At 34.5% G+C, this 16856-nt stretch carries 17 protein-coding genes and 1 riboswitch; of the genes, 7 read left to right on the forward strand and 10 right to left on the reverse strand.

What is annotated here, in order from left to right:
* Positions 1 to 12 precede the first annotated feature (12 nt).
* The 3 genes from MKX31_RS14165 to rraA all read right to left on the reverse strand — a co-directional run bounded on the left by MKX31_RS14165 (position 13) and on the right by rraA (position 3496).
* Complete coding sequence (locus tag MKX31_RS14165) at positions 13 to 816, reverse strand: DUF4430 domain-containing protein (protein ID WP_154131370.1); 804 nt, start codon at positions 814 to 816, stop codon at positions 13 to 15.
* A 56-nt stretch (positions 817 to 872) separates the two neighbouring features.
* Positions 873 to 2678 (reverse strand): DUF4430 domain-containing protein, encoded by a 1806-nt coding sequence (locus MKX31_RS14170; RefSeq protein ID WP_340981014.1) that lies wholly within the window; start codon positions 2676 to 2678, stop codon positions 873 to 875.
* A 338-nt stretch (positions 2679 to 3016) separates the two neighbouring features.
* The gene (gene rraA / locus MKX31_RS14175) at positions 3017 to 3496 is read right to left on the reverse strand and encodes a ribonuclease E activity regulator RraA (protein ID WP_064475852.1); all 480 of its coding nucleotides are present in this window, start codon (positions 3494 to 3496) and stop codon (positions 3017 to 3019) included.
* 201 nt (positions 3497 to 3697) lie between these two features.
* Here rraA and MKX31_RS14180 point away from each other — a divergent pair, with 201 nt between their 5' ends.
* On the forward strand, positions 3698 to 5128 hold the full coding sequence (locus MKX31_RS14180) for a YfcC family protein (RefSeq protein WP_340981015.1): 1431 nt from the start codon (positions 3698 to 3700) through the stop codon (positions 5126 to 5128).
* 143 nt (positions 5129 to 5271) lie between these two features.
* Here the strand turns inward: MKX31_RS14180 and MKX31_RS14185 are convergent, their stop codons facing one another.
* From MKX31_RS14185 to ybaK, 5 genes are all read right to left on the reverse strand, one after another.
* Positions 5272 to 6099, reverse strand: coding sequence for an endonuclease I family protein (locus tag MKX31_RS14185; RefSeq protein ID WP_340981016.1), 828 nt, complete (start codon positions 6097 to 6099; stop codon positions 5272 to 5274).
* A 408-nt stretch (positions 6100 to 6507) separates the two neighbouring features.
* Positions 6508 to 6864 (reverse strand): hypothetical protein, encoded by a 357-nt coding sequence (locus MKX31_RS14190; protein ID WP_016129918.1) that lies wholly within the window; start codon positions 6862 to 6864, stop codon positions 6508 to 6510.
* A gap of 212 nt (positions 6865 to 7076) precedes the next feature.
* Complete coding sequence (locus MKX31_RS14195) at positions 7077 to 7955, reverse strand: 5'-methylthioadenosine/S-adenosylhomocysteine nucleosidase (protein WP_340981017.1); 879 nt, start codon at positions 7953 to 7955, stop codon at positions 7077 to 7079.
* A 174-nt stretch (positions 7956 to 8129) separates the two neighbouring features.
* Positions 8130 to 8233, reverse strand: a riboswitch (purine riboswitch).
* 578 nt (positions 8234 to 8811) lie between these two features.
* Positions 8812 to 9663 (reverse strand): hypothetical protein, encoded by an 852-nt coding sequence (locus tag MKX31_RS14200; protein ID WP_088047143.1) that lies wholly within the window; start codon positions 9661 to 9663, stop codon positions 8812 to 8814.
* 93 nt (positions 9664 to 9756) lie between these two features.
* The gene (gene ybaK / locus MKX31_RS14205; RefSeq protein WP_064475857.1) at positions 9757 to 10233 is read right to left on the reverse strand and encodes a Cys-tRNA(Pro) deacylase; all 477 of its coding nucleotides are present in this window, start codon (positions 10231 to 10233) and stop codon (positions 9757 to 9759) included.
* 339 nt (positions 10234 to 10572) lie between these two features.
* Between ybaK and MKX31_RS14210 the strand changes: the two genes are divergently transcribed.
* From MKX31_RS14210 to MKX31_RS14220, 3 genes are all read left to right on the forward strand, one after another.
* Positions 10573 to 11850, forward strand: coding sequence for a histidine--tRNA ligase (locus MKX31_RS14210; protein ID WP_340981018.1), 1278 nt, complete (start codon positions 10573 to 10575; stop codon positions 11848 to 11850).
* A 162-nt stretch (positions 11851 to 12012) separates the two neighbouring features.
* Positions 12013 to 12324 (forward strand): hypothetical protein, encoded by a 312-nt coding sequence (locus MKX31_RS14215; RefSeq protein WP_340981019.1) that lies wholly within the window; start codon positions 12013 to 12015, stop codon positions 12322 to 12324.
* A 265-nt stretch (positions 12325 to 12589) separates the two neighbouring features.
* Positions 12590 to 13189 carry a hypothetical protein gene (locus tag MKX31_RS14220; RefSeq protein ID WP_064475859.1) on the forward strand — a complete coding sequence of 200 codons (600 nt, stop codon included), beginning with the start codon at positions 12590 to 12592 and terminating at the stop codon, positions 13187 to 13189.
* A gap of 59 nt (positions 13190 to 13248) precedes the next feature.
* Here MKX31_RS14220 and MKX31_RS14225 read toward each other — a convergent pair whose 3' ends face one another.
* Positions 13249 to 13629, reverse strand: a complete 381-nt coding sequence (locus MKX31_RS14225) for a winged helix-turn-helix transcriptional regulator (RefSeq protein WP_000340656.1) — start codon at positions 13627 to 13629, stop codon at positions 13249 to 13251.
* 129 nt (positions 13630 to 13758) lie between these two features.
* Here MKX31_RS14225 and MKX31_RS14230 point away from each other — a divergent pair, with 129 nt between their 5' ends.
* A complete protein-coding gene (locus tag MKX31_RS14230) occupies positions 13759 to 14439 on the forward strand; it encodes an NAD(P)H-dependent oxidoreductase (protein WP_340981020.1) in 681 nt (226 codons plus the stop codon).
* Between the two features lie 158 nt (positions 14440 to 14597).
* A complete protein-coding gene (locus tag MKX31_RS14235) occupies positions 14598 to 14879 on the forward strand; it encodes a DUF1292 domain-containing protein (RefSeq protein ID WP_002008111.1) in 282 nt (93 codons plus the stop codon).
* Between the two features lie 144 nt (positions 14880 to 15023).
* Here MKX31_RS14235 and MKX31_RS14240 read toward each other — a convergent pair whose 3' ends face one another.
* A complete protein-coding gene (locus MKX31_RS14240; protein ID WP_340981021.1) occupies positions 15024 to 16094 on the reverse strand; it encodes a pyruvate kinase in 1071 nt (356 codons plus the stop codon).
* Between the two features lie 270 nt (positions 16095 to 16364).
* Here MKX31_RS14240 and MKX31_RS14245 point away from each other — a divergent pair, with 270 nt between their 5' ends.
* Positions 16365 to 16841, forward strand: a complete 477-nt coding sequence (locus tag MKX31_RS14245; RefSeq protein WP_340981022.1) for a XoxI protein — start codon at positions 16365 to 16367, stop codon at positions 16839 to 16841.
* Positions 16842 to 16856: the final 15 nt, after the last annotated feature.

Raw genomic sequence — 16856 nt, forward strand, 5'->3', positions numbered from 1 at the left:
CGAATGCCTTTCTTATTTTAATACAAACACCCACTCAATTGTATCTCCTGGTTTAACCGTTACTACACCAGCACTATAGTTTGGAAAAGCACCATTCACACGATATTTCCACCCACTAGTAGTAGTAATATCTTTTTCATATAAATCATTAATACCTTTTACATAAATATCACCTTTAGAACCCATCACATCAAGCTCTAATCCTGTGTTCTTTAGCACATTATAGACCGTGTCACCTTCTTGTACATCAACCTTTTTCGCGCCTAATATGTATCCTTCATGTCCTTTTACGGAAATAGTAACTTGTTTTGCTTTAGGTTCTGGTGGTACTGGGTTTGGTGGTGGTACCGGTGTTGGCGGAGTTGGTACACTATTGTTCTCTTCTGGATTTTTCTTTTGCTCCTGCTTCGGTGTTTCTTTCGGCTGATTCACAACCTTCGCTTCTTCTTTTACTTCTGGTGCTTTCGGCTGTTGCTGTTGTTTCTCTTCTTGTGCTTTTTGTTGTTCTGGTTGCTTAGTAGCAGGCTGTTCCTTAGGTTTTTCTTCCTTTTTTATTTCTGGTTGTGCCTGCGTCTTTTCTTCTTTCGGCTTCTCTTCTACTTTTTGTTCTTGCTTCTCTTTCTGTTCTTCTTGCTTATTTTGCTCTTGTTCAGCTTGTTTTTCCTCCGGTTTTTCTTCATCTTTTTTCTCTTCTTGTTTTGCAACCTCTTCTTGCTTTGGTTCTACTTTCTTCTCAGGCTTAACAGCTGCCTCTTCACATCCGGCAAGTAGCCCAAGTGAAAGCATTAAAGAAATAAACCACTTCATCTTACTCATGTTGTCTCTCACCTTTCATAATAAAATTAGGAGCAAATGATTGCTCCTAATTTTTGTTAAGCTGCTTTACGTCTCCATAATACATATGCAGCAGCAATACATATTACACCCATACCTACTTCTGTAGCTGCACTATGAGAAGATGCTCCTGTTTTTGGTAACGTGCTACCATTTCCGGATTTTTTATTTTTAACCGGCTCATTATCGACAACAACTTTTAGCGTGTCATCTTTCGTTTCTTCTTGTACTTGCTTTTGTTCTTCTGGTTGTTCAGTAACTTCTTTTTCTACTACAACATTTTCTGAATCCACATTCGGTTTCTTATCGATTTCAGGAACAGATACATTTGACCAATCATAAATCGATTTTCCAAGATCCTCAAACTGAAGTAAAGCTAAAAATGCTTGCTCTGTAGCCATTCCGCTACCGTTTTGATCACTTGGTAACCATTTGAATTCACCATTTGGAAGTTGGTATGATAGTAGATTTTGCATTGCCTTATGTAGACGATTTTGATCTACATCTTTCACAAGTGATAGTCCAATAATTGCTTGCGCAGCACTATTAGAATTTTCTTGTCCATCAGCAGAAAAACCACCATTTTCTAACTGTTCATTATATAAGTAAGCAACAGCTTTTTCTACAGCTGGCTTCACATCTGGTCGATCTTGATAAGGAGCTAATGCTGATAAAACCATACCTGTTACATCAACGCTACTAGCACTGTCTTTACTGCTTGCACTATCGTAAGTCCAGCCGCCATCTGTATGTTGCGCGTTTAAAAGCGCATCTACTAAAGCAACTCGATTCCATTTTGAATTCACTGGAACTTCATATTTCTTCGTATCAAATGCAAGTAAAGCAAATGTATAACCTGTAACAGAATTCACTTTATCTGATTCGTACAATTTTTGAACTAAATTATGTTCGCCAACCTTTGTAGGGTCTGCTTGCATTGCATTCATCATAATAATCGTTCTAGCTAAATCTGTCGCTGAAAAACGGTTAATGCGCTTTTCTACTTTTTCAGTTACTGACTTAACATAATTTAATTTCGCCTCAATTGGAACATTCTTTCCAGAACGAGAAAGGCCTAAAGCTACCCAATCACTTTCAATTCCATCTTGTAACATCTTTTCAGATGTCTTAGAGATCGCGTCATTTACTTGCGCTGCTGGAACTTGAATGTTCTCTTGCTTTGGTTGCTCTGGTTTTTCTTGTTTTGGATCATCTGTTTTTGGTTCTTCTGGTTTTTCTTGTTTTGGATCATCCGTTTTTGGTTCTTCTGGTTTTTCTTGTTTTGGATCATCTGTCTTTGGTTCTTCTGGTTTTTCTTGTTTTGGATCATCTGTCTTTGGTTCTTCTGGTTTTTCTTGTTTTGGATCATCTGTCTTTGGTTCTTCTACAGTTTTACAAGTACCAAATTTATCTAATGTTTGCTGTAATGTTTCCTGGCTCATATTACTCCAGTCTGCAACAAAACGAAAGACAACAACATCTCCAGCATTTAATTTATAACTATCTGCTCCAACTTCTGCAGATTTATCATTTACATCATATAACCAGCCACTTGTGTCCCCAGCCATTAAACCGTCAATGCCTTTAACATACGTTCCAAAAGACATCGTCTCTGCTGTTACTTTGTCCCCCATGACTTTTTGCAGCAAACTTAAAGCTGTTTCCCCATCTTTAATTTGCTCTTCTTTCGGACATAACATAATACCCTTTTGTGATTCACCAATAATTGCAAGTTTTGCTGTATCTCCTTCAGCAAACGTAATATGTACTGTATTCGCAAAAGAAACAAATACAAGTGTAACTGCCATTAACGACGTAAGCAGCCATTTTTTTAACATTGCCATCCCAAAATTTCCTCCCTTACTACTATTTACACAAAAAAAGGCCCTTCAAGGGCGTGCAATTGACACTCTTTTTTTGTAAGTGTCGAACAAACTGTACAACACCTCCGACCCGCATCATTCGCGGCTATATTTGTATAGGAAAAATAATTTTGTTTATGAACGTATCATTGTGATAACATTCACTTTTCTAGGCACAACTGACTTCCATTCAAGTTATCGTAAAACGATAAACCTATACATTCTGTTAATTTTAAATTTCTGTATTATTTTACTATTGACAAAGAATTTTGTCCATGCTTTATCGGATTTATTTTCTAAGAATAGTAACTTACTAACCTTTAACGATGCAAACTCTTTTCACTAATAATGACGCCATCTTCATCCGCATACACATATTCATTCGGCTTCCATTCTACTTGTCCAAATTGCAATGAAATATTCCGCTCTCCTTTTCCTTCTTTTACACTTCTATTTGGCATCGTCCCTAACGCTAAAATACCAATATTAATATTCTTTAGTTCACTAGAATCACGAACATATCCATTTACAATAATCCCTGCCAGCTTCCTTTCCTCTGCAATAGCTGCCAAATTATCACCAAGTAACGCACAATTCGTAGATGCTCCGCCATCCACAACTAATATCGTTCCTTCTGGTAGTGTTTGCAATCCTTCCTTCACTAGTACATTATCATCCTTCACCTTTACCGTTGCAATTTTCCCGTGAAATTGTTCTTTCTTCCCAAAAGACCGAAATGACTGGCGACATATTTGTAATTCTTTTTCAAACTCATCACATAGATCCGTAGTTTTCCACATCTTTTTCCCCTCTTTTCCTTATTCCTTCTATATAACATATTCTTGGGTTATTTTCGTTTCCCTGTCTAACGTTTCAATAATTTGTATGTGCAGGAAAAGCATAGAAAAACTATTGCCTTAAGAAGCCACCTTTATTATAATCTATTTCACAGATAAATTTCAGAATATTAAAAATTAACCAAGTGAAAAAGGAGGGGTTTTATGCAATTACATACCGAGGCAAAAAAACAGCCGAGTAAACGAAAGTTTAAAATGCCTGACGCGTACGTACTACTATTTTTTATTGCTTTACTTTGTGCAATAGCTACATATTTCGTTCCTGCTGGAGAATTTAAAAGAGTTACAAACGGTACTGTTACAACGACAATACCAGGAAGTTATCATTCTGTTCCACAATCGCCAGTAGGGTTTGTTTCTTTTTTTACCGCTATTGAAAAAGGAATGACACTTGCTGCTCCGATCATCTTTTTAATTTTATTTACAGGTGGAGCCATCGCCATTCTTGAAAAGACAGGTGCCCTTGACGGTTTAATCTATCATGTTATTAATAAATTTCGCAATCAGCAATTACTCTTCATTTGTATTGTCGCTGCACTCTTTTCTATTCTCGGAACGACTGGTATTATCGTTAACTCAGTTATTGGCTTTATCCCCATCGGCATCATCGTTGCACGCACATTAAAATGGGACGCTATCGTCGGCGTAGCAATTATTTATTTAGGCACTTATGCTGGTTTTAATGCTACTATATTATCTCCCTCACCTTTAGGCATTTCACAAAAGATCGCAGAACTTCCGATGTTTTCAGGGATTGGTTTACGTACAGCAATCTATATCTCTTTTTTAATTGCTACCATTTTATATATTAATTGGTACGTAAAACGTTTGAAGAAATCGAATAAAGGAAGCATTCTCGGTGACAACTGGTTTCCAAGTAACGCTCTTTCAAACGAAAAAGAAATAAAGAAAACAGAAGTTCCTTGGACAATACGCGACAAATTAATTTTACTCGTTTCAGCTTTATCGTTAATTGCATTTTTAATAGGCGCTTTTCGTCTACATTGGACGGACGCAGAAATGACCGCTACTTTTATTTTCATAGCAATTACAGCGGGAATAATAGGTGGTATGAAAGCAAACGATATCGCTTCTACTTTTCTAGCAGGCTGCCAAAATCTCATATACGGTGCTTTGATCGTCGGAATGGCTCGTTGTATTTCAGTCATTTTAGAACAAGGGAAATTACTTGATACAATCGTTAACCAACTCGCACAGTCTCTCGAAGGGCATAGCCCTGTATTTGGCGTTATCGGTATGTATGTAAGTAGTGCAGCATTACATTTCCTCATTTCATCCGGGACAGGAGAATCTGTTATTTTCATTCCGATATTAGCTCCATTAGCCGATTTCATGCACATTACACGCCAAGTTACAGTACAAGCTGTTATGCTTGGAGAAGGTGTAGTGAACTGTCTCAACCCAACTTCCGGTGTTTTAATGGGCGTTCTCGCAGCGAGCGGCATTTCTTACGGAAAATGGATTCGATTTATGGCTCCACTTGCATTCATTTGGTTTATCATTGGACTTATTTTTCTTATTATTGGCGTGAATATTGAATGGGGACCGTATTAAAAGACTCATATTATACTTAACTTAATAAAATATCTATTCTATTCTCCAATCCTATAAAAATCATTTATTCTAGTATAGATATAAATAGGGATTGATCACTATGATCAATCCCTTCTCTCAAAGTAAAAATACCTTTAAATATTTTAATTCCAAATTTTATTTACCCATTCCGGATGATCAATAAAAGGATTACGGTTATGTTGATATTTCGTAAAAATCACTTCATTACGCTTTCGCTCTAAATCATCTACCGGGTCTTGTTCATTCCATTTTAGTAAAACGGATAGTTTGCCCATGTATGGATCTTTATTGTTATTCACCTTTTCATTTAATTCTAAGTCTATTTCCCCATTGTCTCCTTCATAACGAACAGCCATGTAAAATAGCATTCTAGCGATATCTCCTTTTACACTATCACGAGGTTCCCAAGAATCACTATCGTATTTACATTCTGTCGCTTCCGAATGATTCACACCACCATTATCAAAATCCAGATTTCCACGTGAACTATTTACAGATACATCCGTCGCTCTTAAATGATGCAAATCTGTTCCAGCTCCTGCAGTCGTTCCAAAATCACCGTGAGATTTTGCCCAAACATGCTCTCGGTTCCAATTATCAACTCCTGAACCATTCGTAAGTTTCCCTTGCGAACGCCCAGTATATAAGAGTATCACATTGTTTTTATTATTTGGATCTTCATCAGTATCTCTTAGTGCTCCCCAAACCGCACTGTATGATAACTTTGTATGATTATCAATAATATTATGAAGTTCCTTCTTTAATTCTAAACCCGTTTTTCCTATTGCATTATTATAATATGTATCGTCATAGCTTTTTACAGTAATCTCTTGTGGTGATGCAGAAGCTACTTCACCGTGTATGATATCTGTGAATGATAGAGATGCCGTACTTAAAATAAAAAATGAAGATAGTGTAACCATAGCAAGCTTTGTATTTCGAAACTTCATATACCCATTTCCCCTTTAACATATAATTTGAAGCTATTAACTAAAAAGTGCTTTCTAACCCCCAAAAACTTTTAGAAAGCCATACCCACCCTTTTCTTTTTATTTAATACAAAAACTCTATTGAGTCTGTATCATTTCCACACTTTTGGTTTATCTACTTTTCAAGCAATTTCACTTTTCACAAGGAATATCCTTCTCTAGTAAAGATTATTAAAATATTCCTTACAATTAAAAAGTAGTTTAATGTTAACTCATAAATTTCAATTTTTTTATGCAATTATGCATATTTGATAAATCGACTTTTCCTTTTTCTATAACTGTCTTTATTTTTTATGTAAAACCCTTCTTCCTCTGAAGAATAAGTACAAAAATAGATTGGATACCATGTAAGGCACCAACCTATTTTAATTAAAGAAACTGTGTCAATTCTGAGTTCACAACACGTTGTGCAGTAATGATAACACTTTCAGCTGTTAGTCCATAAACACTATATAGTCCACCAGGTTGATTAGGAACAATTTGAACTTCATATTCAAATGCTTGTCCAAAAGCAGGATGAACTAAACTTAGAGTTGCAAAAGTAGAAGCATTAGAATTCACATTGAAGTTTATCTGTTCAATTAATGCTAATGAACCGTCAAGTCTAAAAACTCTAGCTACTCCAGTAAGTGGGCCCGCAGTACGGTTAAGGATCTTCACCCTAACTCTATTTGCATTAGCAGGTTGATTTCCTACATTTTCAATTGGTCCTGTAGTAAGAGCCATATAACATCACCTCCATTATATTATTATGATATTCAACGATAAACATTGACGTTATAGTTTAATTACCCAATTTATTTTAAATAAAAAAGCTTGTTTCTTATATTTTTTATAAGAAACAAGCTTTTCTTTTTCAACTACCATTCCTAAGACAAGTTTATCCATCTCGAAAACATTTACAGTTACTTGACGTTTATACTGGGACAGAACTACTACTATTTACTTTGCATTGAATCTATATATTTTTTAACTACTTCATAAACATATTCTTGATTTGCCGCTGCTGTGTTTGGATTATATTTTCCGCCGTTTGTTTTATTGTTAGATAACACTCGAATTCCTAAAAATGGTACGTCATACGCTTTTGCGATTTGCGCTGCTGCAGCGCCTTCCATTTCCTCAACAAATGTACCGTATTTTGTATGGAACCATTTAATTCTATCAACTTCATTATTCCAAACATCTGCTGAACCAATCGTACCTTCCACTACTTTACCTTTTGTATATTTATCTTTTACCGCATTAGCTGCTGCAAGTAAATCCTTATCTCCCTCGTAGTATCGGATTTTCTCAGCATTTGGATCTTCTCCTGCACTTCCTTCCGAAGCCATTAAGTCCATAGAAATCCATTTTGTCGGCTCAATTCCTTGATTCTCATCCATATTTGTTGTTTTTAATGAACCTATGTTTGCTACTTGTTTTCCTAAAACAATATCAAATACGTTTAAATTTGGATCGTGTCCACCTGATGTTCCTTGGTTAATAATCGCCTTAGGCTTATATTTTTCAATAGCCACTGCTGTAGCGGCTGCTGTATTTTCCATTCCTTTACCTGTTTTCGCTACGATTACAGGATAATTGTCGACAGTGCCTTTATAAAATACGAAAGTTCCAGACTTTTCTTCTTTCACATTTTTTAATCTTTTTGCAAACTTCTCAGCCTCTATCGGCATTGGCCCTTGAATTAAAAGAGGTTGTTGATTACTTTTTGCCTCAACTTGTTTTGGACCCGCATTACATCCCGCAAGTATTGAGAATGACAATGCAACAGTAGTTACTAGGGCAGCACATTTTTTCAACGTATTCTTCTTCATAAATAATCTCCTCTTTCTCTTGTTGTTTTCTATACTCGATGCTTTTGGTCCAAACAAAAAAGTTCTAGAAATTGTAGAAGAATCTCTACTTTCTAGAACTACGGTAGTCAAAGTTAATTGAGCAAAAGATAAAACAAATGCCAAATTATAGACGGTAGCGCTCATAAAATAGCACGGCCGAATACTTTAACCCGTAGTCCAGTTCTTTCATTGGGAACTAGGTAGAAACGCTCGGACCATATTACCGAGTATATACGAGTGATGATGTGTAAAATTATTATATTGGTAATATATCAAACTTTTAGTGTGCACGCAATATATATATGAACATTTTTATCAGAATCATCCCTAACGTTCGTTTTTAAAGGTTAAAATAATAGTATTTTTCATTCATCAATGAATAACAACCAGAAAAAACTTACAATCCAAACTCTAAACTACATTCACCTACAACAACCGATCTTTTACCAACAATTAATCTTCCTCACTTTGAGCTATAAGTCTTATTCCCCTCATATAGTGAAATAAAATATGGATTTAAAGTCGACTTTCGTTAACAAAATCAACCGTTAGGAAGCATTCATCTAAAATAAAAAAAAGCTCCAAATTATATTATATTTAAGTCATAGATATTAAACTTAATAAAATTAAAGGCAGGAACATATTTGAAATGTTCCTGCCTTTTTATTGTGGGATACCGATACATAGCCATCTAGCTAAGATTTTGAAGTGCTGTAAAATCAAAAATTTCATCTCACCACAGTTTTCTATGAGAATCCAGTGATTAGCTTATTTACATCATTTTCGAAAGTGGAAGTTAAAAGTTTTTAGTTTCTTGCGCAATTAAAGCACTACATTAATCTAGAAATTTAAGTGATTCCAATTTTCCAATTATCATTGACTTATATTTGATAGCTTCATACTGTGAATTATCAATTTTTGTCTTTTTTATATTTAACATATCAAATATTTCTCTTTCAATATCTCTTCTTGCTTCTAAAACTTTAATTGTTCCGTCTAAACCGTGATAGCCTTTCATCTTCCCATACCCTTGATTTGTATAATACTCAATAAATCCAGCAGACCATTCTTTATCTCTTTCATTAAATACCTTTCTGAATGAGAATTCCAAATCATCTTGTTCTATATAAAACAATACTGGATTTAATTTCTCTATAATTTTCTCTAATGCATTAATATAACTTATAACTTTCTCTTTTTTTGCACCATATTTAACCATCCCGATTGTTAATGGATTTTGTATGAAGCAACATTCAAAAATATAAATTTTATTTTCGTTGTTGGCTATTTCAACAAAATCCCTCCATTTTTCAGTTATTAATTCAATATTCCTCTCTAGCGGTAATTCATATATATCATTTTTGAAAATGGCATTTAATAAATTTTCAGGAAAATTAGAGCTGTATTCATTTTTAATTTTTTTATATGGCAATAAATAATTGTTTTCTCGCTTCGTGACTCTATCACTAATTACTTCCTTAAAATTACCACTATTCACTAACAAACTTTCGAATTCACTTTTATCAAAACAAGATACCCCATCATAATCAGCAGGGTGGTCTGGATTCCCTTCAAGAAATAACTCAGCGTCAATATTTTTTTCAATTAGAATATCGTAAAGCAAGCTTGCAGTGGTGGATTTCCCAAAGCCAGGAAGCCCTTCTACTATGATTAATTTCGTATTCAAAAAATCTACACCTTTCAAAGACAAAACGGACTAATTATCCTATAAATCTTTATCTAAATTTAATAAAACTAGAACTTCTTTTCCTATGTATCATTATTTCGTTATTTCACCAAACTGCGCTCTCGTTACTTTCGCTAAGTCATCCACTTTCAGCTCGATTTGTATACCAATCTTCCCGCCGCTTACAATGATTGTTTCAAGCGATTGAGCAGTCGCATCAATGCATGTAGAAAATAACTTCTTCATTCCTACTGGTGAACAACCACCGCGAATGTATCCTGATACTTTCGTAATATCTTTTACAGGAATCATTTCAATCTTCTTTTCGCTGACCGCTTTTGCGGCAGCTTTTAAATTTAGTTCCTCATCTACCGGGATGATAAACACATGATAATTTTTACTATTCCCTTGAGCGATTAACGTTTTATATACTTCTCTCACTTCTCGTCCAATTTTCTCAGCTACTGATACGCCATCAATTTTTCCATCGTCCGGATCATATGACATCATCGAATATTCGATCTTTTCTTTATCTAATATTCGCATCGCATTTGTTTTATCTTTTTTCATGGGTTTCTCCTTAAAAGGTTATTTCATATTATTAAGTTTTATTATACACCTTTTTCCATTTATCCTACATAACTTCACCTATATTTCAAAACTAAAAATATTGATAATTCAAAAATCATCTGATATAATTTGGAAAAACTTATGTTAAGGAGAGATTTGTCATGCGAAATATTAATACTTCTTTCCAACTTCATCATCATACGTAATGCCGTGTATCCGAAGAAAAATTTTTCTTCGTGGGTACAGGGCTTTTCCTGTTGACCCACGAAGCGTTCATAAAGCTATGTGGGTATTTTTATACCTGCATAGCTTTTTTAAATTTAAAAAGGAGAGATTACAATGGAAATGAAAAATGTAAAAGGAACGAAAGACTATTTACCAGAGGAACAAGTGTTGCGAAATAAAATTAAAAGAGCTTGTGAAGATACGTTTGAACGATACGGATGTAAACCGTTAGAAACACCTACGTTAAATATGTATGAGCTTATGTCTTACAAGTACGGCGGTGGCGATGAAATTTTAAAAGAAATTTATACGCTTCAAGATCAAGGAAAACGTGACCTTGCCTTACGCTACGATTTAACCATTCCATTCGCAAAAGTCGTAGCGATGAATCCGAACATCCGCCTCCCTTTTAAACGGTATGAAATTGGGAAAGTATTTCGAGATGGTCCAATTAAACAAGGGCGATTTCGTGAGTTCATTCAATGTGATGTTGATATAGTCGGTGTAGAATCAGTCATGGCAGAAGCTGAACTTATGAGTATGGCGTTTGAGCTGTTCCGAACGTTAAACTTAGAAGTAACGATCCAATATAATAACCGAAAATTGTTAAACGGCATTCTCGAGTCCATTAACATCCCTACTGAACGAACGAGTGACGTCATTTTATCATTAGACAAAATCGAAAAGATTGGGATTGATGGTGTACGAAAAGATGTATTAGAGCGCGGAATTTCTGAAGAAATGGCTGATACGATATGTAATACCGTTTTATCTTGTCTAAAGCTTTCAATTGCTGACTTTAAAGACACTTTTAATAATCCACTCGTTGCCGATGGAGTAAACGAATTACAACAATTACAACAATATTTAATCGCTCTTGGAATAAATGAAAATGCTATATTCAATCCATTTTTAGCACGAGGACTTACAATGTATACAGGTACCGTGTATGAAATCTTTTTAAAAGATAGCTCGATTACATCCAGCATCGGTAGCGGTGGTCGATACGATAATATTATCGGAGCATTCCGTGGTGATAACATGAACTATCCAACAGTCGGTATTTCATTCGGTTTAGACGTTATTTATACAGCACTCTCACAGAAAGAAACGATATCATCTACAGCGGATGTATTTATCATCCCACTCGGGACAGAATTACAATGCTTACAAATTGCCCAGCAATTACGTTCTACAACTTCCTTAAAAGTCGAACTCGAACTAGCAGGCCGCAAATTAAAACGTGCCCTTAATTACGCAAATAAAGAGAATATCCCTTATGTGCTTATTATTGGTGAAGAAGAACTTAGTACAGAAACCGTTATGCTGCGGAATATGAAGGAAGGTAGTGAGGTGAAGGTTCCCCTTTCTTCTTTAAGTAGTTATTTATAATACGAATCACCCTCGTTTGGGTGGTTTTTCTATTTTATAGATAACGAAACAATTAGTTAACATAAAATAATTATATTCCACTAAAAACCACAAGTATTTAATATCCAATCACCTATTATTTTTGGTAATATATAGATATTGATTGTTTTAGGAGGATTTACTTTGAAAACTTACATACAAGCAATAAAGTGGACTACAGGAATCTATCATCTTTTATTACTTCCTTGCTATTATATATTTCCAAGTCTTGTTAACCTAGATGGGATACCTTTACTACTATTGATTGCTTTACATATCACTACTATTTTATTAGCTAAAAAAGCAGGCATGAATACGTACGCTCATTATATAGGTATTATCGTTACTCTAGTTGCCTTCTTTCCTTATATAAACATCGTTCTACATATTATAGCAGCCATTTTCCTTTTATTAGATGCTGCTTCCACAAATAAAAAAGAAGTGTATGATTCATAGCTGGATAATATAAAACTTTAATCAGTAAAGTTTTGAATTAGGTTAGCAAATCACAAAATCATCTCACAAACTAAGCTTATTACTAACACCCAAAAAGGATTTACTTTTTAAGTAAATCCTTTTTTATTTAAACTTGCATTTCTTACTCCAGACAAATAAAAGAATATTCTGTTTCATTTTTATAAAATTCTAAATATTTACAATAAACTCCGATTAACATACATTTTAGTTATGCAAAAAATCTAAGTTTAAAGGAGATGAATTCATGTTTAAAAAATTAATAGTAGGTGCAGCAGTAGCCATTACAGCATTAACTGGCGGAATGGGTTCAGTATCAGCTAGTACCGAAAAGGATTATTCGATTAGCTCTTTTGAATATGTAACTGTAGATGAAAAGACTGTAGATTCGTTTAACAAATTGGATGCTCCATCTAAGGAAGACGTAAAAATAACTGTAGTTCTACCGAAACAAAATCAAAATGGAGACTGGTTATCTTATGGATTTTCGAACAAAGAAAGTTTAGATTCTTTTATTGAAAAAGACAAACAAAGGTTGAATAATACAATCAATCCCCTTGGTGTTGGAGGGAGCGGACCTAATAGTACAGATTTCTATGAACATGCAAATAAAGGTGGCGAGTATTTTTCTCTTAGTAGCGGTTTTAAAAATTTGCCTCCTAATTGGCAAAATAGAATTTCTTCTGTAAGTACAGCATCCCCTACTGCTAGCTATTCGACAACGCTATGGGATCGTACTTCAACTGAAGAATATGGTAAAGGTATCGTCTTCAAACACTCTGATTGGTATGGTAAAACTGTAAACTTGAATGACTTTGCAATTTCAGCAGTTGAAGTTAAAAAGTAAAAAATATAGAAATAAAAGGTGTCTTCACCTATGGAAAACACCTTTTATTTCTACAACTCTTAACTATTATTTTTCGTATTCCTACTCTCCAAAACTTTCTCCATATTATGAGTTGCCCATTCCATCATTAATAGAATCATTGGACGTAGTGATTCACCAAGCTCAGTTAACGAATATTCTACTTTCGGAGGAACTTCACGGTATACTTCACGATGGATGATGCCATCTGCTTCAAGTTCTCTCAGCTGCAGTGTTAACATTCTTTGTGTGATATTAGGTTTTAATCTTTTTAATTCATTAAACCTCTTTGTACCATCTAATAAATGATACAAAATAACCCCTTTCCATTTTCCACCAATAACCTCAACCATAGCTTCAACTGGACAAGAATATTTATTTAGAAATGGGTAATTTATATTATTTTCATTCGAACAATCCATCATAACTCCCTTCCCTTACCAATAGTATCTTTTTTGATACTATAACACAAAAATGTGCGTACTTGTTTCTACGTTACTTCAAAAATATAATTTACTTACAAAAACAAATTAATGAAAAGAGGTACTTTTATGACAAATACAAAACAAATTACAAAAGAAAAAATTATGGAGGCTTTCCATTTCAGACATGCATGTAAAGAGTTTGATCCTATGCACAAAATTTCAGAAGAGGATTTTAAATTCATTTTAGAAACAGGCAGATTATCTCCTTCTTCTTTTGGTTATGAACCATGGAAATTTATTGTCGTACAAAATAAAGAAGTAAGAGAAAAACTACAACCGTATTCATGGGGCGCTGGTGGGCAACTTGCAACAGCAAGTCACTTTGTCATTGTTCTTTCAAGAAACATTAAAGATATGCATTATGATGCAGAGTATATTAAATATATGATGAACGATATTATTGGATTACCTGAAGACACTCAAAAAATTAGATATGAATTCTTCAAAAAGTTCCAGGAATCCGATTTTAACTTGTTACAATCGGATCGTGCTGTATTTGATTGGGCGTCTAAGCAATCTTATATTGCTTTAGGTAATATGATGACGAGTGCAGCTCAAATCGGCATTGATTCTTGTCCAATAGAAGGATTTGATAAAGAGAAAGTAGATTCTTTACTTCGTCAAGAAGGTATTATAAAAGATGATAATCTTGAAGTATCTGTTATGGTTGCCTTTGGTTACCGTAAAGAAGAGCCAAAGCGTGATAAAACAAGACAGACTATAGATACAATTGTTGAATGGATTTAGTAATATAGCACTCACAAATAAAACTTCTCCTAGCTAAATACTTATTCTATTGAAGAATCAGTTGTTTTTCTTATGTATGAAATTGATTTTTCATGGAAAGATATGTTAGTATGTATACAGTTTGAGCGCTCTATTTTTTAGAGTCGAACAGGAGGAGAATGGATATGTCTGATATTGAAGTTGGCGAAGTGTTTACTCTCAGTGATGAGAATAATGAGGATCAGGAAGTAGAAGTACTCGGAGCGATGGATGTCGAAGGCGCAGAATATATTGCGGTTGCCTTCGTAGAAGACATTCAAACAGAATCTGAGGAAGACATTGATATTTTCTTTTTAAAAGTAGAAGAAGATAATGAGTTTTCATACATTGAAAATGATGAAGAGTTTGATAAAGTATCTGCTGCTTTTGATAAAATTTTGGATGAGCAAGAGCAAGAATAATATGAATGAAAAACACGAGGGTGGATGCATATCCGCCCTCTTTTTATTTATCCCGCTATTCGCCGGGCAGTAAGAGCCCGATTGATGAGGGCTGATAATCAGTGGGGGGTGGACAAAACCCCCACTGATTAAAGTTTCACTTTATCACTCATCCAAAGACTTATGCAGCAATTCCAATACATCTTTCATCACAAAAGGACCGTCTTTTTTCACATGCTCAGCGAATTCAGAAACGAGACGTAATGTTTTTACACTTTCAATCGGATGCTCGCCTGATGCACTTTCAGCAGAAAGCATAACTGCATTCGTTCCGTCCAGTACAGCTTGAAACACATCAGTTACCTCAGCCCTTGTTGGAATAGAATGATCTACCATTGATTGAAGCATTTGTGTCGCTGTAATAACATATGTATTCGTTCGATTACATTCCTGAATCATCATTTTCTGCAAGAGCGGAATAAATTGATACGGCAACTCTACTCCTAAATCGCCCCTTGCAATCATAATTCCGTCTGCTTCTTTACATATATCTTGAAAATTCTCGATCGCTTCCATCGTTTCTATTTTGGCAATTACATTCAGTGAAGTTTCTTTGTACTGTTGTATAAAATCTCGTATTTCTTTTATATGACTAGGTTTTCTTACGAAAGAACATGCGATAAAATCAACATCCTCTTCTAGAAGAAACTGAATGTCTTTTTTATCTTTTTCTGTAATAGCTGGTAAACTAACGATTGCCCCTGGTAAGTTCACCCCTTTATGAGATGAGATATTACCACTTGTTTTCACCTTTGTTTCTATTTTATCCGTACTTATCTTTTCAACGATTAATTCAACTTCGCCATCATTAATTAAAATTCTACTGCCAACTTTCACGGCATTCGCGATTCCTGCATAATCAACACTTGCTTCTCTATTGCTCCCTGTAACTGGTTGCGTATGTAAAATAAAAGAATCTCCCGCCTGAAGTGTAATTTGTTCTCCTTTTATTTCACCTAACCTTATTTTAGGACCTTGTACATCGCCTAAAATTTTAATAGAATCGTCTAACGATTTTACTAAACGAATAATATCTTTATGACTTTCATGTGTGCCGTGTGATAAATTCAACCGCACTATTTTCATACCATTGTTTATTAACTGCGCTAACGTTTCTTTATTATTACTTGCTGGCCCAATTGTACAAACCCGATCGATTGTCATTTTTATCACCATCCTTTTTTAGATAAGTTTCCCATATAACCTTAAAAATAACAGAGATCATGAAATGAATAGATTAAAATTTACACGAATTTCATAAAGTTAAACCTGTTTCCCTTGCTGGCTAAGCATTAGAAGAGATATTCGATTTTTTACAAATGAAGAAATGTTGAATCAAAAGTAAAAGGTAAGTTAAGTATGGGACAAGTTATTGAGAGTTTCAAAATTTTCATATATTGTTTGAATTGAGTTCGAACTCAAAAATTTAAAAAGGTGGGAAAATTAGTGAATATGAAAAAATCTTTAGCGGTGACAACTTTAGGGTTAGCGGTTTTAGGTTTTGGTTTTACTAATAACGCAAGTGCCTCAGAGGTGGGTGCTGCAGACAGGCAGCCTGTTTTAGTTGACTATGATACAGTTCAATCAGCAAAAACATCTAGTGTTCCTAGTTTGACTGTTGCAGCTGCACCAAAGAATGACTCTAATATTAGCGTGTATACTCCCTTTTTTGGTAACCCATATGCAGTTGCTAAATCGAAATCAACTACGACCGAAGACTATATTTATGCAAAAGCAAGAACTTTCAATGGCGATGGCTCATTAGTGAATACGAAAAGTAATAGTACCAAAAAATCAACTTATGTAAGTGCTACAGCGACCCACACAAGTGTTTATTATGGAGATGATTACGCTATTGGTAATCATACCTATAAATTAAATGGTTATAATGATGTAAATCATGAAACAAAAGCTTCCTGGTAAGAAAGAGAAAAAAGA

The organism is Bacillus sp. FSL M8-0063 (assembly GCF_038005545.1).
In the GTDB taxonomy this organism is placed as follows: Bacteria; Bacillota; Bacilli; order Bacillales; family Bacillaceae_G; genus Bacillus_A; species Bacillus_A wiedmannii.